We start from the raw sequence: 25,087 nt of genomic DNA on the forward strand, positions 1-25,087 counted from the left end.
ACATATTGTCATTCAGTTTTCAATGTTCATTTTTAAAACAACTTCTTAATTGTATAACATTCTTTTTAGAAAGTCAACAACTTTTGCTGATTACTTTTATTATTTTAAGTCATCTTTTTTTATTTTGCAATGGTAAGTTTTACACCGTTTTAACAAACTTTGTAAGGAATTAACATTCCGTTTTCGACGACCTTTATATAATATCAAGTTTAAATAGTTAAGTCAACACTTTTTTTGAACTAATTTTTATCTTTGTTATGTTCAAGTTTCATTGTTGCTCACAAGAAATTATTCTATCAGATTCAAAATATTTTGCAATAGAAAAACGCATGAAAATCTGAATTTCCATGCGCTAATTTTACACTAAATAGGATTTTATTTTTTAATTGTAGATGCTATCACTTTTTGAGCAATAGACGTATAAATTTTACCTAATCGATCATCTGCTTGATAAATAGATGGTGAGAAATCTTTAGGATTCCATGTAGGTTGTTCTAATGGTAATTCACCTAGTAGCTGCGTATTTAATTCATCTGCTAGTTTACGTCCGCCACCTTTACCAAAGACATGTTCTTTATTACCAGTTTCTTTACTTTCGAAATAGCTCATATTTTCAATGACACCTAAGATAGAGTGTTCAGTATGTTTAGCCATCGCTCCTGCTCTTGCAGCTACAAATGCTGCTGTCGGATGAGGCGTAGTTACAATGATTTCTTTACTACTTGGTAACATTGAATGAACATCTAAAGCTACATCACCTGTACCTGGCGGCAAGTCTAATAGTAAATAGTCAAGTTCTCCCCATTTCACTTCTACAAAGAAATTAGTTAACATTTTGCCTAGCATTGGTCCACGCCATATAACCGGCGCATTCTCTTCTACGAAAAATGCCATTGATATCACTTTTACGCCATGACGTTCAACGGGAATTATTTCTTTACCTTGGACTCCCGGTTTCTCGTCAATACCCATCATATCAGGTACACTAAATCCATAGATATCAGCGTCTACTAAACCAACACGTTTGCCTTCTCGTGCTAAAGCAACTGCTAGGTTTACTGCAACTGTCGATTTACCTACGCCACCTTTACCTGAAGCAATCGCTATAAATTCTACTGGATTATCTTTAGATAATAATCCCTCTATAGTTTTTGGTTGTTCTTCTTTTTTACCTGTATATTGTTCTACCGTTTCGGCAGGTAACTCTTCAAATCGTATCCCAACAGTGTTAGCCCCATTTTCTTTTAGCGCTTTTACTATTGCCATTTGTAAATCTAACTGTGGTTGTCCACCTAGTTGCGCCATTGCCACTTTAACACTAACGTGTTCTATTTCTTCTTTTGTAGTTACTTCGATGATGCCATCTGTTTCTTTAAGTGGTACATTTATTATCGGATCTTTTAATGCTCCGACTATTTCTTTCACTTGATCTACCGTTAACAATGTAAATCCCCCTTAGCATTCTTTATATCTATATAATAACAAATATTAATATGTATTGACTTTCTAAATTAGTATATATTTTTTAGATATATAAAAAAAGAAGTTAGCTCAATATATGAAGACTAACTTCTATCATTATCTAATCGTTATATATCACGCGTATTCGTTGTTTTTTTAATGTAGTGTCTTTCTTCTTTAATAAATAGAGAGAAGATGAAACCAACAATCACTAATCCAGTTACTATGGCAAATGATAAATCAACACCTGCTGCAACACTTTGTCTTTGTGCGATTTCATGATTGGCACTTATAGATGAACTTTGACTTAGTAATTTAGCCCCAATACTCATAATAGTTACCATTAAGGCCGTTCCAAGTGAGCCAGCCATAACACGGCCAAAGTTCATGATGGCAGTACCATGCGAAATGTCTTCATTTTTAAGTGCGTTAATTCCTGCTGTATTAATTGGCATCATCAATAATGAAACAGCAAACATTCTTATTGCATACACGATAACTAACATGGTATAAGATGAATCATATTTTAAGAAACTCAACAAGGCAGTAGTTATAATGAGCACGATAAATCCAATTAGGATTAAAAGTCTAGGTCCATATTTATCGTAAATTTTACCGGTGTAAACAGACATTATACCGTTTAAAATAGCCCCTGGCATTATGACTAATCCAGACATGAAGGCACTTAGACCAAGACCGTTTTGGACGAACAATGGAATCAAAAGTGCTGGACCTACCATTGACATCATGACAATCATTGAAGTAATAGTACTGAAAGTGAAAATTTTACTTTTGAAGACTCGGAGATTTAACAACGGATTAGTTATATATAATTGTCTTCTTACAAACGCAACAACAATTAACATTCCAATTATAAATGAGAAGATAACAATTGGATGAGTGAATCCAAGATTGCCTGCACTACTAAATGCATAAAGCATCAATCCAAATCCTAACGTTGAATAAATAACTGATCGTTTATCTAATGCTGTTTTTTTAGTTTCATTGTAACTAGATAATGTAATAGCACCAAAGATATAACCTATAAGTGCAATGCCTACAACGATAATGAATGGTACTCTCCAACTCGTATTATCTATAATTAAGCCTGAAAAAGTAGGGCCAATCGCTGGTGCAAATTGGATAACTAAGCCAGCTAAGCCCATTGCAAAACCACGCTTTTCTTTAGAAAATAAAGTAAATAACGTAAACTGCATGAGCGGCATAATAATTCCAGCACCGATCGCTTGTATCACTCTGGCAAACATTAAAACACCAAAGTTAGGTGCAATAGCAGCAACAATAGATCCAATAAGGAAGATTCCCATAGAAACTAAGTATAATGGCTTGGTTTTAATTCTATCCATTAAGTATGCAGTCAACGGAATCATTGTCCCATTAACTAACATAAAACCAGTTACCAACCATTGGGCAGTATTTTCAGATGTATTTAGTTCCCTCATAATATGCGGTAAAGCAGTATTTAATAAAGTTTGATTTAAAATAGCTATAAATGCACTTAATAACATTACTGCAACAATGAGGTTCCGTTTTTTTGTGGATACTTCTATATTCGCCATATAAAAACTCCTTTTAATTCAAAGACATTGTTATATTCAACCAAATTTTAGTACGCCAAGCAAACTAAATGCTTATTCTTTCTTATTATTAAGATTCTCACTATCTGGATAAAATATAATTTTAAATATATATAATAGCCCTATGATGACTGCGATGACCCAAAAGTCAATTTTTATATAAACGTAGTGTATATGAATTATAAAATAAAAGAGTATCGTTGTTACGACATAAGAAATCAAATGAAACATACTACCACTAAAATATGGATTGTTAGGCAATTGCTTTCTAAAGTAGTCCATTAAATGTTCAATGGCAAATAAAATGAAGTAACCAAAAACGATATAACTTCCATAATAAACTAAATTATCTACTAAATTTTTATTATAGGTAAAGTCTCCTAAGTTAAAAAAAATTAGGATTCGACTTAAACCAAATAAACCAAATCCTAAAAACATTAAAAAAATAGCACCTGAAATAATAAAGATAGTGAGGACAAATAAAGTAGATAAAATATTTTTATAATTATTTTTAAAAAACTTCATTTTTTGCCCTCCTTTGTTTCACACGGCTATTTTATCATTTATAAAACGCAATATAAAATTTAAAGCGCGATATTAAAAGAACTTAATAAACCATCACATTTAGTTTATGTTAAAGCTTTAATATGCTATGCCTCGGATTTATAAAGCGTTGACCACATGATGATGAGTAAGATACTCACTAATGCAGCTGCAAGTAAAATATTATAAAAGTGACCATTTATAAATCCTGTTGACATAGCGTAGAAATAGCCCATTACAGTTGAGCCTATTGATGAACCTAAATTTTTGGTTAATGCATAAAAGGACATCATTTTCTTCATATGTCTCGGATTTGTTTCTTCTTGAACGATGACACTATCTTTAGTGTAAACAAAACCAAAGCTTAGTCCAGCGAGTATTACAGTTGCTGCAATTAATAATGGCATTTTCAAACCAAACATTAGTATGATACTACTGATTAATAATAAAGTGAATGCAGTGATGTATAATGCCTTACGTGTTAAATTAGCTTCAACTTTTGCTAAATTAAAATTTAAAACTAGCCAAGCTACTGACAATGGGAATATAACCAATCCGCTTTGAAGTGGAGAAAGATGCAGATGATCTTGCAAGTAAATCGGTATATATAAATTGTATCCCATTAAAGTCATCGCTATTAAGAGGTCCGTAACAAATACTAATGATACTGAACGATTGAACTCTGAAATTGGTATGAATGGATTTTTGATTGTGCTTTCAAATTTAAATAAAATAAATATGAATATAAATGCTAACACTAAAGCAATCATATTTAATATTATTGATGACTTATATAATAAACCAAACATAAATAAAGCTATGAACACATAAAATAATGTAAGTCCTCTGACATCAAAGCTAGATGCTTTAACTTCCGCTTCCTCAGGAAAATGAAACGTAATAAATGCTAAAATAATTGCAATAACCGCTATCGGGATATTTATGAAAAATAGCCAGTGCCATGTTGCAAACTCTAAAATAGCTCCACCTAGCAATGGTCCGATAATGCTAGATATCCCCCATACACTTCCAACTATACCCATAATTTTGTATCTAAATGGTATTTCAAAAGCTAATTTAGGAACAATTTGAGTTAACGACATCATAACCCCCGCTCCTAATCCTTGGACGATTCTTGAGATGATGAGCATAACAAATGTGCTACTCATTCCTGACATTAAACTACCTATACCAAATAATAATAAACCTACCATTGCAATATAAAGAATTTTAAAACGTGTTAATAATTCACCAACAATCGGATTAGCTACTACCAACGCAATAAAATAAACTGTAAATACTAATGATATTGATGCTCCAGCATTTAAATCTGTTCTTATTGTAGGCATGGCTAATGAAATAATTGAACTTTCAATTGCAGCCATAAACATAGTTAAAACCAATGTAACAACAATACCTATAGATTTTAAGTTCATGAACAATTTTCCTCCTTTTTATCTTTTTAGATTCTTTAATAGAATAATCGTTAGAATTATTCAGACGCAATATAATAATCACTTTAAAATAAAAATAAGACTGATGACCGATAAAATCATCAACCTTATTTTTTAGTTTCTCTATATAAAATAAAGTATTGCAATAAAGTGGAACATTGAAGCGATAACGATAAATATATGCCAAATCATATGGAAATAAGGACGATTTTTTTGCGCATAAAACCAAGCCCCAATCGTATATGATAAACCGCCTAAAACTATAAATAAAATGAACATCCATGACGTACGCATAATGATAATAGGAAGAAAAATAATACCAACCCATCCCATCACAAGATATACAATTAAACTTAACTTTGGATTCACTTTTTCAGAGATGGATTTATATAATATACCCCAAATTGTGGTACCCCATAATAATATAAACACTAACCAACCTATCCATCCGCCTACAACAGTTAATAGAACGGGCGTATACGTCCCAGAAATTGCAACATAAATCATACTATGATCTATAATTCTCAATATGTATTTATGTGCAGTATTGTTCTTCATTGAATGATATATTGTAGATGAGATAAACATCATAAAAATGCTAATTACAAATATTGAAACACTGATTGAGCTCAACGTTCCATGGGCTATATAACTATGTACTGCCGCATAAGGAAGTAAAAAAAGTGTAATCAACGCAGCAACACCATGTGATACTGCATTACCTATTTCTTCACCAAAAGATAGCGGGATGATGTCTTTAAAAGATTCAACAACAGCACTTTTTGTATTCTTAGATGAGTTAGACATCTAACACCACCACCCTTTAAATTAAATTCATACGTTCTAAATCTGATGTAGCAGTTTCAACACTATCTTTACCTTCTTTATTTTTAAGTGGAGAGAATTCATCTTCTCTATTAACTTGTAACGTGTTAAAACTAGTTGCATATCTAAAAATATCAAAATAGAACAGTTCAAATTTTAAAGTTGGTTTTTCAACAACACCAAAATCTTCATCTAATTGTTTTAGATTTTTCACTGCTAAATGATATGGTAAGTCATTATTTACCACTTGTTTAATAAATCCAACTTTAAAGGCATGAATACCAATATTTGCATTATTAAACGTATTTGCTACTTCTTCATCTAATTCAGAGTATTCAAGTACTGTATCTTTACTATTTTGATTTACTAAACGTCCAACACTTTCACCATCTTTAGGTTGAATTGATTTAGATGTTACATCACAATCATGTACTACTGTAAATCCTGCAAATAGTGGATCTAAAACTTTAACTAATACATTGTCAATATTATTTAAGAAAATATATTTCACACCATCAGTTGCCATTTTATCTAAAAAGCCATTCTTATCTAATGATTTAAATACACCGCCATTACCATTTGGCGTCTCCATAATATAACCTTGTTCATTCAGAATAAGACGTCCTTCTTCACTTAACGCAACCATATTATCTTGTTTGAAGAAATGTATATTATCAGGATTATAGCCAAAATAATCGTGTTGTTCAAAATACGTTAACGTTTCTTCATGATTAATATCACTAGTCATGATATACCAATTAATTAAATGACCCGTTTCTTTTTTAAGTTTAAGTAATTGTTGTGCTTGTAGTTCAAATAAACTAATACCTTTTATTTCAAAAGAACCTTTAGGTCCTTTATAACCTAATCGAGTACCTTGACCGCCAGCCATCAAAAGTACTGCAAATTCACCGTTTCTTATTGCTTCTAATCCTTTATGTTCATATTTAGCTACTTCTTGATCCGTCAAGTCTGACTTGCGCTGATATTTCACTTCTGAAACTGTTGATACGTCTGAAATCGATTGACGATTTATATATAAATCTTTAAATAATTGCTGAATACTTTCTAAATCTAAATCATTCACTTTAGCTTCTAATTTTTCTTTTTCATTACTACTCATTAGCTTTTCATATTCACTCAAATGCTCTTGATTATATTTCTTTAATTGATTTTGATCTAACATTTTAACTCTCCTTGTGATGAATTCAATATGTATTCATACCCATAAAAATTTAGTATTACCCTAAAATGGACTGGCTTATATATTGTAATAAATCATTAATAAACGTTTGGAATAATATGTATAATGCGCCAATACTTAATGCAGTAGCCAGTGATACATCAACTAAGCCGCCTGTTTTAAAGGTGAATGGGAACTTAATAGTTAGAGGAATCGGATAAAGTAACTTTACTCCTCTTGGCGTTAACATATCTAGTATAACATGAGACGCCATACCACCGATAATGGAAACCAAATAGTATATAGGAGTTTGAATTAAATTAAGGAGAAATCCAATGATACCAATAAATAATAATGAGTGAGTGAATGTCCTGTGACCAAATAAAAGCCTAATGATTATGCTTAGCAACTTTAATTTCCTACCAATCTTACTTCCAGTATGACAAATATCTGGAAGCAAACTTGAAACCACTGCTAAACATAACACAGTAACAGTAGAGAACAAATCAGTTTGAAAGTGTTCGGTTGTTAATGCACCCACTAGCAAACCAGCAGATACGTGAGTTTTGCCTGTCATATACCTTCTCCTTTATAGAGAACATTCTAACACAAAATGCGCTAAAATACGAACATATTTTCGGTTGAAGTAAATAGTGTATCACAAAATAAAAAAGTATAGCATTAATACTTGAAAACGATTACATACTGATATATGATATAGACATAAATAACATAAAGGATGTGTTCTTTAATGGCAATGACTGTAAAGAAAGATAATAATGAAGTTAGAATTCAATGGAGAGTAGCAGATATTAAAATCCCTACTAGTGACATTAAAAATATCTCACAAGACCAAGAAATTCATGCCGTTCCAGATTTAGACTCTAAAAACATTTCACGTATTGGTTCTACTTTTGGTAAAACGAATAGAGTGATTATTGATACAGATGATCATGAATACATTATTTATACGCACAATGACCAAAAAGTTTATAATGAATTAACTAAGTAATGATATAATACAATTTCTTTCGCAAAGTTATATGTAATATTTCACTGTCAACGCATTAAATGTAGTTGGCAGTTTTTATATACCTAGACATTTAATACTTAATTACTTTTTATTTTCCGAGTTATTAATTACACTATGCTTAAGAATAAGGAGGTTAAAAAATGTTTGTAGTAACAAATAGAATTACTGTAAAAAAAGGATTCGCTGAAAAAATGGCACCAAGATTTACTAAAGGTGGAAAAATTGAAGCATTACAAGGTTTTCATAAAATTGAAGTTTGGAAAGTTGAACGAGACAAAGACAGTGAAGATATGTATGTCAATACGTGGTGGGAAACTGAAAAAGATTTCGAAGCATGGACTAAAAGTGATGCATTTAAAGAAGCACATCAAAATAGAGGTAAAACATCGGCCGAAACATCTCCAGTTATAAATAGTGAAATTGTCAAAGCTGATGTATTAGCTACCTTAAATTAAAAAGAAGGCAATGAAGTTATGTTGGTTGAATAGGATCAATATTCCCAACATAAATCTTCATTGCCTAAATTGTGGTTATAACAATAAGTGGGCCATCAATGCAATAATCGGTAAAGTGATAGCAGTTCTGATTAAGAAAATCATAAATAGTTTACCTAAGCTAACTGGTATTTTAGAACCAAGTATTACACCACCAACTTCTGATAAGTATATTAATTGAGAAATACTTAATGCACCTATAACAAATCTCGTAATTTCACTATGTGCATCAGCGATGAGTATGGAAGGTAAGAACATATCCGCAAAACCAATTAATAAAGTTTCAGAAGCTTTAGCTGCCTCCGGTATTTGCAATAATTCAAGAATCGGAATAAATGGTTGTCCAATAATTGAGAATACCGGTGTATAGTTAGCAATCATCGTTGCAAGTGTTCCTATACTCATAACAACTGGAAGGATAACAAACCACATATCTATGACCGTTTTTAAACCTGATTTCCAAAATTCTTTAAATCCCGGTGCTTTCAAACCAACAATTGTCGCCTCTTCAAAACCATAGCCTATCGCCGTTTTACCTTCAGGTAATTTTTCTAATCTAGTATTTTCAGAAACTTCTTTCGTAAATTCATCGGGTATTTGGTTCAATGGCCAAATACGAGGCATAATCATAGCTGCTACAAAACATGAAACGATTACTGTTAAGTAAAAAGCAAAAAACTTATGTTGAAGTCCAACCGTTTCTGCGATAACAATTGCAAAAGTGATAGAAACTACACTAAATGTAGTCGAAATCACTATTGATTCTCTTCTAGAGTAAATACCTCTTTCATATTGTCGACTTGTAATCAGCACACCTACAGTTCCATCGCCTATAAATGAAGCAAGATTGTCTACTGTCGAACGTCCAGGTAATGTAAATAAAGGTCTCATAATTGGTCTAAATAAAGGCCCTAAAAATTCCAACAACCCATATTCCATTAAGAACGGTAAAAATAGTGCAGCGAATAAAAATACTGCAACTAAGGTTGGTAATAGGTCGTTAAACACTAATCCACCTGTATCTTCTGAATAAATCACTTTTGACCCTAACTTAAAATAAGTCATCCAGACAAAGACAACTGCCAATAATCTTAATGTCATCCAAACTGGGCCGACTTTAAATGCACTATCTAATAGTCCACCAGGCTTAACCTTACTTCTAAATAGAGTGGAATATAAAAGTGTTAATATTGCAGATAATGTAATAATAGTAATGATGATGATAGGCATTGCATCTCCAAGTAGACCTTTTAACCAATTAGCTAAAAACGCTACAGGCAATGTCGTTTGTTTTTCACCATCTTGCGTAACCGGAATAGGAATTAAGAAAAGTATAATTCCAATAATAGACATTGTTATAAACTTCGCTCTACCTTTAGCAATTTGTTGCTTCGTATATCCTTCCACCATTTATAACCTCTTTCTCTCTCATAATTGATGTTTTTATATTCATTAATTATGTATTTATATTACTAACAGACTTATAATTATATATAAATATAAGAATATATGCATTTTTATGAATAATATGTTTAATACTATATCTTATTTTTAATAGAGATGCAATATGAAAAGAGCTAAATCTCCACGTTTAATTAGAAGAAAATTAGCTCTTTAACTTCATTATATTCTTCTTAATAAAAATAAGAAATAAGGAACACCAATGATGGCAATGATAACACCAACAGGTATATCTAATGGTGGGTGAATACCTCTAGCCAATCCATCACTGAATAAAATTAAAATCGCACCTATCAAACCAGACATGATTACAACATGAAAATATCGCTGTCCTACAATTGATCGAGCAATATGGGGTGCAATTAAACCTAGGAAGCTAATTCCACCAACAACTGAGATAGAAGCACCCGCTAACATTACGGATAAAATAAGTAAAATCATCTTAAGTCTTTGTACCCTTGCACCAAGTGCTGTAGCAATATGTTCGCCTAAATTTAAAATATCTAATTGATAACTCAAACCTAATACGAATGGTAAAGTAATAATAAACCAAGGTAGGATTGAATAAAAATTATCAATGGTATGACCGTATAAACTACCTGTTAACCAAACTAAAGCATTATTAGCATCCATAGGATTTCTAATAAGTAAAAATTGAACCACAGCTGTACATATCGCACCGATAGCTAAACCTATCAAAGCTAATGTTGATCCTTTAATATTATATTTAGAAATCAAAAATGACAAAATTAAACTGATTAATAATGCACCTATAAACGAACCAATTGGTAATACTAATAGTGGTGCAGAAGGAAATAACATAATTACAATAATTGCTGCTAAACTTGCACCTTTAGTTATTCCGATTACATCCGGAGATGCAAGTGGATTTCTAACTACACCTTGTATCACTGCTCCAGAAATAGCCAGACTACTTCCTACAACTAACCCCAATAACGTTCTTGGAATACGGTATTCATTAAGTATAAAATCATCCAAACTTAAAACACTGTGAAGTGCTTTTAACGGGCTATACATTGTTGAACCAACACATAAACTTACAAAGACACTTGCAATTAAACAAGTAATTACAATGGCATAACGAATAGATAATTGTCGTTTTGTCATATTCGTTTCACCCCTTTTAAAGTTATTAATAAGAAATAGATTGCTCCAACAAATGATGTAACAATACCAACTGGTGATTCATAAGGGAATGTTATAAGTCGACTTAACATATCTGATAGCAATAATAAATCTGCACCAATTAGAAATGTTAATGGCACCATTAAGAAGTAATCTTTGCTTATATAGCGTTTAACTATATGAGGGACAATTAAGCCAATGAATCCAATGGGCCCTGCTATTGAAACAGACGCGCCTGCTAGTACGATGACAAGTAGGCCAACTATAATTCTGATAAGCTGAGTCTTCTGGCCTAATCCTTTCGCTATATCGTCTCCTAATTCCATTATGGTTAATTGACGGCCTAATAACATCGTTATGATAAGCGCTAATATGAGCCAAGGCATAACTGACAAGACTGCAGTCCATTTCAATCCATTCAATGAACCTACTAACCAGAACATAACGGTAGTATTAGAATCTTCATTTAATATGATGATGCCTTGCGTTAAACTACTGAAAAATAAATGAATTGCCATTCCTGCAAGGGCCAATTTTATTGGTGTTATTTTTTTCGTAGATCCGGATAATACATAGACAGTTAATCCTCCAATAAATGCACCTATAAATGCTAAGTACGTAGCATAATTTCCTAATGCAGGTATTAATATGGTAATTAGTACTATGACAAACGATGCGCCAGAATTAACTCCAAATATTTGAGGCGATGCGAGTGGATTTCTAGTGATTGCCTGCATTAATAGACCTGCTAAAGCCAATGCACCACCAATCAATAAACCACCAATCATTCTAGGCATTCTTACATTATGAATAAGAAATGTTTGTTTATTATCCATAGACGTAAAAAAGTATTCGAAAATATGTTTTGCATGAATTTCAGAAGAGCCAATCGCTAAATTAAAATATGCAAAAATAAAAAGAAAGCACCCACTCACAATAAATGTGAGTGTAGTGCGTCTCTTATTTGCTTTATCTATAGCAGATTGACTATCAGTTGATCTAATAGTCATCGCTTAGCCACCTTACTTTTCTTTGTCTTTTTTAGAAATTTCAACAAGTTCTTTAGCCATTTCTTCAGAAGATATCAAACCACGAGCTCTAGCCCAAGTATCTCGGCTAACAATACTTACACGATTATGTTTAACCGCATCTAATGTATCCCAAACTGGATCTTTTTTCATTTCTTGATAAGACGGTTCTTTAGGACTTGCACCATCAGTCATTATAAACATACGTTCTGGATTAACATCTTTTAACGTTTCAGCATTGAGTTGTAAATAAGGTCCTTGTAAATATTTACTTAAACCTTTAGTAACATCTTTATTTAATGCTTCTTTAAAGCCAAGTTGAGTTAGGAATTGACCTACATAAGATTCACTTGGATGCGCTAATAATCCAGACTTAGACGCTACTGCTGGTAACACTTTTTCATTTTTATCAAATTGAATCTCATCTTTGCATTTAGCTAATTTTTCTTTATGTTCTTCTAAACGTTTTTTACCTTCATCTTCTTTATTTAAAGCTTTAGCGACCGTTTTAAACGCTTCTATATTATCGTTATAGTCACCATCAAAACTTTTTAATTCTATTGTCGGTGCAATTTTACTTAATTCTTTGTAAATACCTTTATGTCGGTTACTATCCGCAATAATTAAATCGGGTTTTAATTTACTGATTTCTTCCAAATTAGGTTGTTTACGTGTACCAACTGATTTGTAATCACCAATTCTATCTTTTAATGGCTTGATAATACGATTTGGTTTATTATCATCAGCAACCCCTACTGGTTTAACATTAAGTGCTGCCAATGCATCTACGAATGAAAATTCCAAAGCTACTACACGCTTAGCATCTTTAGGAACTTCTGTAGTACCTAATTCATGTTTAATTTTAATTGCGTCTTTAGATGACGATTTACTATTTGAATCGTCTGATCCATTATTACTAACATTACCACATGCAGTAACTAATACTAATGCAAATAGTAATGCAACTATCCCTGCAAACTTAAAGCCTTTCATGAATTCCACTCCTTAATATGTATAGGTTTACAATACATAGTTTATTGATAACGATTATCAATGTCAATATCGTTTGGGATATTTTTTAATTTTTTTATAAAAAATTATCGGAATTTTAATTAACAATAGAATATAGGTATATAAGCATAAATTAAAAAGCCATTAATCAGAAATATAATTCTAAATTAAAGGCTAATTAATCTATTACATAATGTTTCGATATCAATTTAATTCAAATAATAAATTAAATTATTTATGTGTCAGTATTGGAGAATGATTCATTTGATTATTCAAAGAATGAATATAATGATCCTTTAAATAGTTCTTTGTCATACGATTATGGTACATGACTTGAGAAAGTGCCTCATATTCCAATGAGAATTCAATAACATCACCAATTTTATAATAATCTTGATTATTTAAGTTAATCATAAGATGGTCACTTGATGCGCCGACAATATCAACATCATTTTTTATCGGTTTAATTTTGTCAATATCTGTATCAACATAACCTATATCTACTATAGCTTGTAGATAGCATTGGTTATTGTCTGATAATCGTGGCTTAATCTCCAATATTTCCGCTTCTAATGTAATGGCATTTTGAAATAACATCGGAATAGATTGATAAGTTGTCGTATCAACACCTCTAAACAGGGCTTCACCTATCCTCAATTCGTTAATTCTACCCAAATCGTTATACATTAATTGAGGAATCATGCTTGAGTTACCGCCGGATATAACTTTCAATCTAAATCCTAAATTATTTTCAATAGCATCAACGAATTGATTTATTTTAAATATATCGTCCTCAGTTGGTGCGGATGATTTAAAACACATAAAATTAAAAGCGATACCTACTAACTGAATTTGAGTCATTTTTATAATTTCTTCTATATAGTTTAGTACATCGTAGGTAATTACGCCTTCACGTCTATCTTTCCAATCTATCATTAGCATAATTTGATGTTTTTTATTTAAACTTTTAGCGATGTCATTGATTTCTCTAATCGTTTCAATTTCTGTTTGCATACTTATTTTTATTGTTTCGACAAGTTGTGTATAGTGTTTCTTAGATGTTGGTCTTAAAAGTAGATAATTGCATTGATCCTTGAAGTTTTCATTTATATTCTCAAGTCTGGATTCTGCAAAATGCGTAATTCCTGATTGAATTAATGCTTCAATAATGCGACTGTCACCGGCAATGCATTTGATGACTGGAGTTAAATGTATATCATTCTCTTCTAATAATGTTCTCAACGCTTCTGCATTATATTCAATTTTAGATAAATTTATATTGATTTGAGCCACTTATTACACCTCTTTTCGAATTGGGTTCTCAAGTTGTATATTTAAATATTTTTTCACTCTATTGGTCATGCGCATACGCAATAAAGCTTTTACAGTAATCGTTGGACCAAACAGCACATCTCTTAATGCTTGGGCATGTGGCTTATGATCATTAATAGCGACTTCGACTTCTTTTCGGACTATATGAAACAATTCCGCTTCTGTTATATTTTCTTTTTTTGAAAAATGATATATTAATTCAGCTAACTGATTTTGTATAACCGCATGCTGAAATTTAGCAATGACTTCCTCAATTGTTTGGGCTAATAAACTTTGATTTGTTATTTGTATATTATTCATTTTATGTGTAAGTGTGTTTAAGTCTATACGAGAGCCACCTAAATCTCGTACAATAAAATTCATTTGAAAATTCGGGCCCAAATTTACTATCGTATTTTGCATATGTGCTTCTAATGCTATGCCATAGTCTTGTATTAAATTGAGTAAAGGTGTAATAAGTTGTCGACTATAATTTTCCATAAACGTTATGATGCCACTTTTATTTACTTCACCATTAACCCACTCAATATAACTATCAACTGTGATGTGTTGATCAATTGGATTTGGGTTAACCAATGCACCAGTAACAATTGTCACACCATTATTTGCTATGTAAGGTTTTTCTCTTATGATACATGCCAATTGTCTCGCGTCATCGTCATTTGTTTTAGCACACAATCCATATGGCTCGATGGCAACGTTTAGTTGTGAATATTGGTTTAAGACATTGTGTAGAGACTTACTCAATTTTGGTCCATCTACTGTTGTTACACTTGAAACGGTTCTGACAGCACTTGTCGCTTGTACATTTACAGGTAGTTTTACGTGATAAGGTTTATTAATTAAAGACATTGTTCTAAATGATAATGTGGCTTTAGAATCGACTTCGAATGGTGTCGTGACTAATAATTTGTGCGCTATCCAATTTGAAAACTTGTCATAAATGGTATGGTTGTATTGCCACGGATGTACCAATATGACGTAATAGTCTTCTAATGAAATTTGTATCGATTGTGCATATTTTCTTAGCCTTAATTGATATTCTGGAATAACTTCTCTTAATATAAAGTCTTCAGTACCATCAATACTTGTCGCTTGAGCGCAGTCTTTCTGTAATAACATTATTTTTAATGGAATGACTTTTTCAAATTCAGGCGAATACATTTTAACTTCATCCATTGTTAATGGCAGTTTGGTTTTAGTAAGTGGATGCGTTGGATGTCCTTCCAATACTAAACTTTCCGAATATAATAAATCATTAATCTCATTGGAATCACTTAAATGCTGTAACCATGCAAAGAAATTTAATGTGGTCGGCATACAAGAGAACTGCATACTTGATTGCACGTTATGTTGCCGTTGATCGAATTGCTTATAAATCTCAACAAAGTTATCCCTGCTATGTATAATTTCATTAATAAGTTGTTGTTGTATATCAATATCAAAGTGATGTTTTAAAATACTTAATAATTTCTCTACCTCAGTGATTGTTTTATTTTCATTACCACATTGGTATGTAATTGGACCTTTAAAGTCATATCGTGACATCATACTTTTACGATTAAAATGAGTAAATAGTATACACCCATGATATTGTATAGTTAATTGATGATTTTGAGTTGTTATTATGGTTTGTTCAGGCCAAATGCTTTCTTTGATCAATGCATTTAAAATGCGATATTGAATGTTGGTGTCCGCATTTTGCCATGCGTTTTGAATCATATGTTACTCCTCCACTTTAATTGGTCTTTGCATCATATATGCTATGAATGCAATTATAAAAGTAAATACGCCCATTACGATGAATGTATTAATAGCACCCATAACTTCTGATAAAGTTGTTAATAGTAAACTTCCTAATGGTATCATTCCTCTGTCCATCATTACGATACTTAATATTTTTCCACGATGCTCAGGTGTTATATCCTCTTGAAAGTAAATTCGATTTGACGTTCTCGCGAATTGACTAAATAAACCTACAAGTGCCATACAAATGAACATGACTATAATCTGATGTATGATGACGCCTAATAGTGCTATGCCAAATAGACAGGAACTTAAATAATACATATGAACGGTATTTAACTTTTTCAAAATCATAGGTAGTAAAAGTGTTGCTAGCATACCACCTATGGCACAAAAAGTCATTGATACGCCAAATATTTCTGAACGACCTGGAAATATATCATGTACTAATACTGGGACTAATGTCGTATATGAAAAACCTGTAGCCATTATGATTAATGAAGTAATGAATATTCTTGAAGCTTGCATATTATTCTTAAAGTATTCCCAAACAACATTAAAAGAAAACGCCTTGCCCGCTTTACTTATCTCACTTTCATTCTTGAACGTTAATGGTAAACATAAAAGTGTCGCAATGCAGTAACACGCCGTTTGAGCAAGAAAAGTAGCCGGTGCATGGTAAATAGATAAAATAAGTCCTGCAACCGCTGGACCGATTGAACGACAAATGTTGATGATGAAAGAATGATATGAAACAGCTTGACTCGTATTTAACCGACTAGATAAATCAGGTAATACAGCCTGTCTTATTGGTGTTTCTGTCGCATTAATCATACCTCTAAGCGTCGCATAAATCAGAATGATACTAATTGGTACTTTAGCTAATAGAAAAGTACAAGCACATAGTATGCCTGTCACTATAAATGAGGATGAAATAGTTATTTTAAGTAATTTCCCTCTGTCAAACTTGTCAGCAATAGCGCCAGCCCAGACACTTAATAACAAAATCGGTACGAGTCGGCAAAAATTAACCAATCCTAAATAGACTGCGTTATGATAACTAGTAAGCACATACCAATTCAAGCCAATTTGTCCTATCCAATTCCCTAGAAATAATAAAAAGGAACTAGAGAAGAAAAATTTCGCCACAGTATTCCACCTACTTATTTATAATAATATTTATAATTGATAATGAATATCATTATCGATATTATGGATTATACAAATGTTTTAGATTTTTGTAAAATGAATTTGAGGTGCCATATGAATAATTTAATTTCAATACATAATAAAAACATACAGTTAAATGAGGAAGAATTAGGCGCGTTAAACTATTTAGAACAAGCGTTACCTCACTTAGTTAGCTACTTTAAAAATGAGTTACTCATTGCACGAGATAAAATCTCACAACGTTTAATTACATCACTCTACAGAGAGAATTTAGTTAACGCTCAATCAAATAGTATCATCATGTGGTCCAATGATATCGAAGACTGTCCCATCGATGGACAACACCAAATGATGCGCGTGTATTTTCCACAAGAGGATAAATATATCTTTGCACGTATTACTGGTAAGCATGCTTTTGGACGTGTGGATGTTGAAGGCCCGTTTTATTATCGCGCTAAACATAGTAACCAATTTTGTCGTATATTGCATCCAAATGAAATATTAGCTAGCATTTTAAAAGAAAAACCAGCGTTAGATAATGAAGCAAGTTCACAATTTAAGGATGATATGGAGAATAGTGTTGCAAATATGGCGTTAGCACTTGCTTATCAAGCTTATGAGATGCAACATGCAAACGAACCATTATTGGACATTATTTTTAATGAACAAGATAGTTATTTACGTTCGGAGCAGGCTGTTATTGAAGGTCATCCGCTTCATCCTGGTGCTAAATTACGTAAAGGGCTAAATGCTAATGAAAATATTAAATATAGTTCTGAATATAATAAAGAAATTAATTTAAAATGTGTACTTATTCATCAAAGTATTGCTAAAACAAAAACGTTATCGCTTACGTATAATGATGAACTAAAATCCCACTTTCCAGAACTCTATCAACGCATTGAAAATGAATGTACTGGTTTTAGTAATCTAGATGATTATGAATTGATGATTGTCCACCCGTGGCAGTTTCATAACATATTACTACATCAATACGAAGAAGAATTAAAGCATCATTTAATGATTCCATTAAACGTAGAACTGCCATATTATGCTGGATTATCATTCAGAACATTAATACCAAAATATCCTGTAACTTTGCCACATATCAAATTATCTACTAATGTCCATATTACTGGTGAAATTAGAACTTTATCTGAACAGACCACACACAATGGTCCTTTAGTGACTCGTATTTTAAATGACATTCTAGAACAAGATGCAGATTTCACATACTATAGAACTGGTATTTTAAATGAATTTGCTGGCATTCACTTTTATAATTCAAATGACGCTGAGGCTATACAAACAGATCGTAGTGAACAATTAGGAACCCTTTTTAGAGATAATATTTATAATCTAATAGACAATGATAGTGTGCCTATTATTCCATCGAGTTTAGTGGCTACTTATAAAAATAATGAAGAACCGCCGATAATAAGTTTAATTCAGCGCTATAAAACGAATTATGTAAAGGATAGTTTAGACGTTGCAGCACACGAATGGTTAACCGACTATATTTCTCAACTGTTGGGTATCGTCATGCCTTTATATGTGAAATATGGTATTGCATTAGAAGCACATTTACAAAATTCAATTGCAACATTTAATACTGATGGCCGATTGCGTACCATATATATTCGTGACTTTGAAGGTTTACGAATCGATGAACAACAATTAAATGAAGCTGGTTATGTGACTGAGCATTTTCACGAAAAATCTAGAATACTAACCGATTCTAAAACTACAGTATTTAATAAAGTATTTTACTCGACTGTTCAAAATCATATAGGTGAACTTATATTGACCGTTTCTAAGTTTATCGATGACGACAAGTTTGAAGCTACATTATGGAATAGTGTTGGAAATATCATTCATCATATTCTAAATCAATTAACAAACGTTAACACAGATCGCATATCTCAAATTAAAAAAGTCATATTTGATGAAGTAATAGATTATAAATGCGTGACTACAATGCGTTTAGAGGATGAAGCACATCACTATACTTACATTAAAGTAAGTAATCCATTGCATAAATAAAATGACAAATCGTTTGAACAAATAAAATTGATACAAAAAACCCTTTAGGCTGTGCACACAACCTAAAGGGTTAAATTTATACTTATTGTAATCCTGATCTTTCAGAATTGTTATTGTTGTTGTTATTATTTTTTTCGTTTTTTTGTTGCCATTCTTTTTTAGTCATCACATCATCTACTTGCATGTTTACTTCTACTACTTCTAAGCCAGTGATGTATTTAACTTGTTCTTTAACTAAGTCAGTAACTTTACGGAAGATTTTTGGTGCAGATTCACCGTATTCTAAAATTACTTTTAAGTCAATTGCTGCTTGTTTTTCGCCAACTTCAACAGAAACACCTGTTGTTACGTTGTTACCACTTGAAAATGCATTAGTGAAGTTATCAGCGAAACCGCCTTTCATATCTAAGATACCTTTAACTTCACGAGCTGCGATGCCTGCGATTTTTTCAACAACTTCATCTGAAAATGTTAATTTGTTTTCGAATTGTTGTTGTTCATTTTGTTGTCTGTATTGTTCTGCTTGTTTTTGTTGTTCTTCTCTTTCTTTTTCATTAACTCCTGTTTGATTGTTATACGCTTGTTTAGCTTTGTTATTATTGTTTTCTACTGACATATTACATTCTCCTTTTATCTATATATTATTTTTTAGTCTTTTAATAATGTGTTCTCAAATAAATAGGTTAACTCCATCTATTTAAAAAATTCATGAAATCCTGTGTACGGTCTTTAATATACCCAACACCGATTCCGATTAAACATAATACGATAACTAAAATTGTTTTCCAAAATCCTAAAGTTAGGAATAAGATTGCTATAATTAAAAATGCAAAGAAACCAATGATTCGCCATTTGTAAGATTTAATAAAGTCAATGATTTGTTGACTTCCATCTTGTCCATTTTGATTATTATTATCAGCCATGTTATCCCTCCCTTACAGAACGCGTTGGCCAGCTGTTTTTTGATCTCTGACATTCACTTCAAGTTTTCTAACTGGTAATTCAGTAAAATGCTCAACATTATGTTTAATGTCTGAACGAATACTTTCAGTTAAAGACTTAACTTGTACATCATTAGGTACTAAGAAGTCAGCCTTAATATCGATATAAGATTTATTTTTCTTATTATAAAGTTTCGCAACGACGTTAGGTTGTCTTACTTGATCGTATTTAGTAATTGTATCGTAAGCTGATTTTTCGACTGCTTTACGAGATACATAAATATGACCATCATCATAATCTTTGTATAATCCTGGTTTTCTATATGTTGGTTTAAATATGCTGAATACTAATATTAAGCCTATCAATATAAGTAATGCAGCCAAACCAATTAATAGTGGTTGGAACCAATTGAATTGTAGGAAATAGTCTTGATATTTTGTTATTCGACTATCTTTTATGTACATAAACAATAGGAATCCAACAATAGCAACTATTAATAGGCCGAGGATAAAGTTTTTTAGTCTTTTCACCTCGTACGCACCTCCTAAGTTATTGTTGAATTATTGTATACGAATTAATACCCTATAAATATTATTCAAAACATTAATTCAAAATTATTAATATAATTATTTAAATATTTATTAATTTTTTACTTTCTACAAAGAGTATTCCCAAATTTAGCACAGTGAAAACATATATTTCATTCTTATTTTTTTATATCTTTTTGCTTCGACGTTTTATACTGTAATATATTTGGAAATTTGTTAGACGTTCTTGGATGATCTATACTTAACGATTTAAATAATGACCAAATCATTAATATTATGACAACTGAAAATGGTAAAGCTGCTATAATAAGTAAGTTTTGAATTGCTTGCGTACCACCGGTATAAATCATAATCATGGCAAATAATGCTAGTATTATACCCCAACTTACTTTGACAAAAGAAGCTGGATTAATATCACCTTTTGAACTTAACATGCCTAATACATACGTTGCTGAATCTGCTGACGTCACAAAGAAAATCATAATCACGACTAAAGTGACAATACTTAAAATAAATCCAAGTGGATAATGTTCTAAAGTAGCGAAGGTTGCTGTTTCTGTTGCTTCTTTTGCAATATTAGCAATACCTTTATCTTGTAAATACACCGCTGATGCACCGAAAACTGCAAAGAAAAAGAAACATACAAGTGCTGGAACAAATAATACACCGAGAATAAATTCTTTAATCGTACGTCCTCTTGAAACTCTTGCTATAAAGATACCGACGAAAGGTGCCCACGATACCCACCAGGCCCAATAGAAAATAGTCCAGTTTTGAAGCCATTGGAATTTTTCTCCACCATTCATTGGAATACGTAAGCTCATATTAAAGAAATTAAAGATATAATTACCTAATCCATTTGTAAATGTGTTTAGGATATAAAGTGTTGGCCCCACTATAAATAATCCTATTAATACAATAAATGCTAATAGCATATTTACGTTGCTGAGTGTTTTAATGCCTTTATCTATACCAGACCACGCTGACCAAGTAAACAAAGCTGTCGCAATAATAATTAATATAACCTGAGTGCCAAAATTATTAGGGATATTAAACAAGAAATTTAAGCCTTCATTGATTTGAAGTGCGCCAAATCCAAGTGTTGCTGCAACGCCAGTAACTGTTGCAATAACTGCTAACACATCAATTGCGCCCCCTAAAGGTCCCTTCATAGATTTTTCACCAAATATAGGGACTAATGTTGCACTTACTAAGCCAGGATATCCTTTATGGAAACTAAAGTATGCAAAGACTAAAGCCACAATTCCATATACAGCCCATGCATGTACACCCCAATGGAAGAATGCAAATTGAAAGGCATCATTAATAGCCGTCTGACTACCTGCTTTATGTATAGGCGTTAATGTAAACGCATGACTGATCGGTTCAGCAGTAGTCCAAAATACCAATCCAATGCCCATACCAGCACTAAATAACATAGCAAACCATGATGGAAGAGAGAATTCTGGATCTTCACCTTCTTCACCAAGTGTAATCGACGCATATCTTGAAAATAATAAATACACGCAGACAAAGAATATAAGTAAAACTAGCAATAAGTAGTACCATGAGAAATGCTTCGCTATAAATGTAGTAATGTTTTGGGTTCCTATCTCTAATTGTTTAGGAAAAATAGCACCGTATATAACAAATAGTGTACAAATAGCTAATGCTGTCCAAAACACTAAACTAATCGACTTTTTTCGCATCATATACTCCTTTCAACAAATATTGTTAATTCAATTTTGGTCAAAATAAAATGACGTTTATACCTATTGCCTTTTTCAACAGGAATAAACGCCAATTATTCATATTTCTATTACAATTAAATTATTTATATATTTAAGTTATTGCGTTAAACGAATAACTAATTTACCAATCATTGAATTCGATTCTAATATTTGATGTGCTTGATATAGATTATCAGCCGTTAAGCCCTCTATTACTCTCGTTGTAGTTGGTTTATATACATGTTGCTCAATTTTCTTAGTAATATCTTCTAAGTATTCATGATGTCTAATCATATCATCCGTTTGATTCAATGGTCTTGCAAACATAAATTCATGTGAGAAAGTTAAACTTTTAGGTTTCAAAGCATTTAAATCTTGTTTATTTTGAAATGCTACTATCGTTGCAATATGACCTCTTGGCTTCACTAATTCAATCATTGTGTCATAATACATATCTGTATCGAATGTACAAAAGACGTAATCTACTAATTCAATGCCTTGCGCTTTAAATTGCTTAACTAAATCTTCTTTGTGATTGAGGACAATGTCAGCACCCATGTCCTTAGTCCAATGAATGGTTTCGTCACGTGATGCAGTCGTTATAACGTGTAGACCATAAGCCTTAGCAATTTGTGTCGCAATACTACCTACACCTCCTGCCCCATTAATGATTAACAATGATTTCCCTTTATTTTCTTCAGGATTATGTGAAATGCCAAATACATCAAACAATGTCTCAGATGCAGTTATACCAGTCAATGGTAAACTTGCAGCTTGCTCGAAGCTAATATTTTGAGGCGCCTTAGCAACTAATCTTTCATCAATGATTTGATATGTTGCGTTTGATCCATTTTGATCGGGTGAGCCAGAATAATATACAATGTCACCTTCCTCAAACATACGAACGTCGCTTCCAATAGATTCAACATAACCGACTGCGTCAAAACCTAATACACGAGGTACTTTTGATACCTCCGTCAAACGTTGTTTCGTATCTACTGGATTAACACTGATAGATTGTATTTTAACTAATAATTCATGTGCCTTTGGTTTTGGAATATCTAACGCGTACGTTTTAAATAAATTGCCTTCTGATAAATGAAATGGTTGTTCAAATCCAATTACTTTCATTGATTTAACGCCACCTTTAACTATGCTAATGTTTTAACTAAGTATAATATTATAAACAAATAGATAGCAATATAGATGGCTTCATTTTACAATACTAATACAATTTATCTAACTTATTATTACTGTTGAAAGGGGCATATTTATAATTGAAATTAAGCATTTTAGACTATGTTCCAATTTTTGAAAATAGCAATGCCCATGATGCATTTAAGCATAGTATAACGTTAGCTCAAACTGCTGAGAAATTAGGTTATACACGATTTTGGGTTGCTGAACATCATAATGTTTTTTCGGTCGCATCTAGTGCACCAGAAATTGTAATGATGATGTTACTAGAACATACGCAAACGATAAAGATTGGTAGTGGTGGCGTAATGTTACCTCATTATAGTGCTTATAAAGTGGCTGAACAATTTAAAATAATGGCAGCATGTCACCCTCACAGAATAGATATGGGTTTAGGTCGTTCACCAAGTTTTAAGCAAGTAAATGAAGCGCTTAATGAGTATAAAAACAAAAAGCCTACTCTAGACAATCAAATAGATGATTTGCGACACTACTTTAGTAACCAATATGATGAACCGCATCGATATATGTCTATATATGCAACACCTCAAATTGATGACTCACCTGATATGTTTATTTTAGGAATGAGCGAACGCAGTGCAGAATTAGCTGCGCAAAAAGGGTTACCTTTTGTAATTGCATATATGGGACAACCACAAGATAAGCTAAATCATCTTATCAGCTATTATCGACATCGATACAATCAATTGAATGACATATCAGAATCAAAGAAGCCTTATGTTATTCTGTCTACATTTGTAGTTACAGCTCAAACGTCTAATAAAGTTGCTGATTTATTAGATGCCCTACATTTATGGCTTTTGCGTATCAATTATCTCAATCAACCAAAATCTTATCCATCAATTATTACTGCGCAACACCGTCATTATACTTCGAGTGAATTAAAAAAAATTGAACAAAACAAGCGTCGTGTTATTAGTGGCCTACCTAATGAAGTACGATTAAAATTAACTCAATTAATAGAAACGTATCATGTAGATGAAATCATGATTATGCCTCATGTGTTTGGAGAAGAAGCTAGACTAGAATTAATTCAACTCATCGCTAACACCTCACAATAAAATCATCGTGTCTGGCATTACAATTTGACAATTATTATTTTGACACTTTATTCCCACAAA

At 32.0% G+C, this 25,087-nt stretch carries 23 protein-coding genes; 4 read left to right on the forward strand and 19 right to left on the reverse strand.

Annotation, left to right across the window (positions count from 1 at the left end; translation table 11 throughout):
• Window positions 1-375: 375 nt before the first annotated feature.
• The 7 genes from HMPREF3239_RS07665 to HMPREF3239_RS07695 form a co-directional block, all read right to left on the reverse strand.
• Window positions 376-1,443, reverse strand: a complete 1,068-nt coding sequence (locus HMPREF3239_RS07665; RefSeq protein WP_070855248.1) for a P-loop NTPase — start codon at window positions 1,441-1,443, stop codon at window positions 376-378.
• 146 nt (window positions 1,444-1,589) lie between these two features.
• Entirely contained in the window at window positions 1,590-3,041 is a 1,452-nt protein-coding gene (locus HMPREF3239_RS07670) for an MDR family MFS transporter (protein ID WP_053028516.1), read from the reverse strand.
• A gap of 72 nt (window positions 3,042-3,113) precedes the next feature.
• Window positions 3,114-3,584 (reverse strand): SepA family multidrug efflux transporter, encoded by a 471-nt coding sequence (locus tag HMPREF3239_RS07675; RefSeq protein ID WP_053028517.1) that lies wholly within the window; start codon window positions 3,582-3,584, stop codon window positions 3,114-3,116.
• A gap of 125 nt (window positions 3,585-3,709) precedes the next feature.
• Window positions 3,710-5,038: a multidrug efflux MFS transporter SdrM gene (sdrM, locus tag HMPREF3239_RS07680; RefSeq protein ID WP_070855249.1), complete on the reverse strand. Its 1,329-nt coding sequence runs from the start codon at window positions 5,036-5,038 to the stop codon at window positions 3,710-3,712.
• A 141-nt stretch (window positions 5,039-5,179) separates the two neighbouring features.
• Window positions 5,180-5,863, reverse strand: coding sequence for a PAQR family membrane homeostasis protein TrhA (locus tag HMPREF3239_RS07685; protein ID WP_053028519.1), 684 nt, complete (start codon window positions 5,861-5,863; stop codon window positions 5,180-5,182).
• Window positions 5,864-5,879: 16 nt separating this feature from the next.
• Entirely contained in the window at window positions 5,880-7,067 is a 1,188-nt protein-coding gene (locus HMPREF3239_RS07690; RefSeq protein ID WP_070855250.1) for a UTP--glucose-1-phosphate uridylyltransferase, read from the reverse strand.
• Window positions 7,068-7,122: 55 nt separating this feature from the next.
• Window positions 7,123-7,641 carry a metal-dependent hydrolase gene (locus HMPREF3239_RS07695; protein WP_070855251.1) on the reverse strand — a complete coding sequence of 173 codons (519 nt, stop codon included), beginning with the start codon at window positions 7,639-7,641 and terminating at the stop codon, window positions 7,123-7,125.
• A gap of 174 nt (window positions 7,642-7,815) precedes the next feature.
• On the opposite strand from HMPREF3239_RS07695, the gene HMPREF3239_RS07700 reads away from it, so the two are divergent.
• Window positions 7,816-8,076, forward strand: coding sequence for a SunI/YnzG family protein (locus HMPREF3239_RS07700; RefSeq protein WP_053028522.1), 261 nt, complete (start codon window positions 7,816-7,818; stop codon window positions 8,074-8,076).
• 161 nt (window positions 8,077-8,237) lie between these two features.
• Complete coding sequence (locus tag HMPREF3239_RS07705) at window positions 8,238-8,552, forward strand: heme oxygenase (RefSeq protein WP_070855252.1); 315 nt, start codon at window positions 8,238-8,240, stop codon at window positions 8,550-8,552.
• A 75-nt stretch (window positions 8,553-8,627) separates the two neighbouring features.
• Here HMPREF3239_RS07705 and HMPREF3239_RS07710 read toward each other — a convergent pair whose 3' ends face one another.
• The 7 genes from HMPREF3239_RS07710 to HMPREF3239_RS07740 form a co-directional block, all read right to left on the reverse strand.
• Window positions 8,628-10,001, reverse strand: coding sequence for a YjiH family protein (locus HMPREF3239_RS07710; RefSeq protein ID WP_156305040.1), 1,374 nt, complete (start codon window positions 9,999-10,001; stop codon window positions 8,628-8,630).
• Window positions 10,002-10,214: 213 nt separating this feature from the next.
• Window positions 10,215-11,180 (reverse strand): FecCD family ABC transporter permease, encoded by a 966-nt coding sequence (locus tag HMPREF3239_RS07715; RefSeq protein ID WP_053028524.1) that lies wholly within the window; start codon window positions 11,178-11,180, stop codon window positions 10,215-10,217.
• A complete protein-coding gene (locus HMPREF3239_RS07720) occupies window positions 11,177-12,208 on the reverse strand; it encodes a FecCD family ABC transporter permease (RefSeq protein ID WP_070855253.1) in 1,032 nt (343 codons plus the stop codon). The genes HMPREF3239_RS07715 and HMPREF3239_RS07720 overlap by 4 nt, the downstream gene beginning before the upstream one ends.
• A 12-nt stretch (window positions 12,209-12,220) precedes the next feature.
• Complete coding sequence (locus HMPREF3239_RS07725; protein WP_070855254.1) at window positions 12,221-13,219, reverse strand: ABC transporter substrate-binding protein; 999 nt, start codon at window positions 13,217-13,219, stop codon at window positions 12,221-12,223.
• A gap of 249 nt (window positions 13,220-13,468) precedes the next feature.
• On the reverse strand, window positions 13,469-14,530 hold the full coding sequence (locus HMPREF3239_RS07730; RefSeq protein ID WP_070855255.1) for an alanine/ornithine racemase family PLP-dependent enzyme: 1,062 nt from the start codon (window positions 14,528-14,530) through the stop codon (window positions 13,469-13,471).
• 3 nt (window positions 14,531-14,533) lie between these two features.
• Window positions 14,534-16,291 carry an IucA/IucC family protein gene (locus HMPREF3239_RS07735; RefSeq protein WP_070855256.1) on the reverse strand — a complete coding sequence of 586 codons (1,758 nt, stop codon included), beginning with the start codon at window positions 16,289-16,291 and terminating at the stop codon, window positions 14,534-14,536.
• Between the two features lie 3 nt (window positions 16,292-16,294).
• The gene (locus tag HMPREF3239_RS07740) at window positions 16,295-17,464 is read right to left on the reverse strand and encodes an MFS transporter (RefSeq protein ID WP_070855257.1); all 1,170 of its coding nucleotides are present in this window, start codon (window positions 17,462-17,464) and stop codon (window positions 16,295-16,297) included.
• 114 nt (window positions 17,465-17,578) lie between these two features.
• Here HMPREF3239_RS07740 and HMPREF3239_RS07745 point away from each other — a divergent pair, with 114 nt between their 5' ends.
• Window positions 17,579-19,528 carry an IucA/IucC family protein gene (locus tag HMPREF3239_RS07745; RefSeq protein ID WP_070855258.1) on the forward strand — a complete coding sequence of 650 codons (1,950 nt, stop codon included), beginning with the start codon at window positions 17,579-17,581 and terminating at the stop codon, window positions 19,526-19,528.
• Between the two features lie 82 nt (window positions 19,529-19,610).
• Here HMPREF3239_RS07745 and HMPREF3239_RS07750 read toward each other — a convergent pair whose 3' ends face one another.
• The 5 genes from HMPREF3239_RS07750 to HMPREF3239_RS07770 all read right to left on the reverse strand — a co-directional run bounded on the left by HMPREF3239_RS07750 (window position 19,611) and on the right by HMPREF3239_RS07770 (window position 23,879).
• Window positions 19,611-20,144, reverse strand: coding sequence for an Asp23/Gls24 family envelope stress response protein (locus tag HMPREF3239_RS07750; RefSeq protein WP_053028531.1), 534 nt, complete (start codon window positions 20,142-20,144; stop codon window positions 19,611-19,613).
• A 67-nt stretch (window positions 20,145-20,211) separates the two neighbouring features.
• Complete coding sequence (locus HMPREF3239_RS07755) at window positions 20,212-20,451, reverse strand: DUF2273 domain-containing protein (protein ID WP_053028532.1); 240 nt, start codon at window positions 20,449-20,451, stop codon at window positions 20,212-20,214.
• A 12-nt stretch (window positions 20,452-20,463) separates the two neighbouring features.
• Window positions 20,464-21,000, reverse strand: a complete 537-nt coding sequence (amaP, locus tag HMPREF3239_RS07760; RefSeq protein ID WP_053028533.1) for an alkaline shock response membrane anchor protein AmaP — start codon at window positions 20,998-21,000, stop codon at window positions 20,464-20,466.
• A 176-nt stretch (window positions 21,001-21,176) separates the two neighbouring features.
• Window positions 21,177-22,727 carry a BCCT family transporter gene (locus tag HMPREF3239_RS07765; RefSeq protein WP_070855259.1) on the reverse strand — a complete coding sequence of 517 codons (1,551 nt, stop codon included), beginning with the start codon at window positions 22,725-22,727 and terminating at the stop codon, window positions 21,177-21,179.
• 138 nt (window positions 22,728-22,865) lie between these two features.
• The gene (locus tag HMPREF3239_RS07770) at window positions 22,866-23,879 is read right to left on the reverse strand and encodes a zinc-binding alcohol dehydrogenase family protein (RefSeq protein ID WP_070855260.1); all 1,014 of its coding nucleotides are present in this window, start codon (window positions 23,877-23,879) and stop codon (window positions 22,866-22,868) included.
• 146 nt (window positions 23,880-24,025) lie between these two features.
• Here HMPREF3239_RS07770 and HMPREF3239_RS07775 point away from each other — a divergent pair, with 146 nt between their 5' ends.
• Window positions 24,026-25,027 carry an LLM class flavin-dependent oxidoreductase gene (locus tag HMPREF3239_RS07775; protein WP_070855261.1) on the forward strand — a complete coding sequence of 334 codons (1,002 nt, stop codon included), beginning with the start codon at window positions 24,026-24,028 and terminating at the stop codon, window positions 25,025-25,027.
• Window positions 25,028-25,087: the final 60 nt, after the last annotated feature.

It is taken from the genome of Staphylococcus sp. HMSC34C02, assembly GCF_001838705.1.
Classification (GTDB): Bacteria; Bacillota; Bacilli; order Staphylococcales; family Staphylococcaceae; genus Staphylococcus; species Staphylococcus borealis.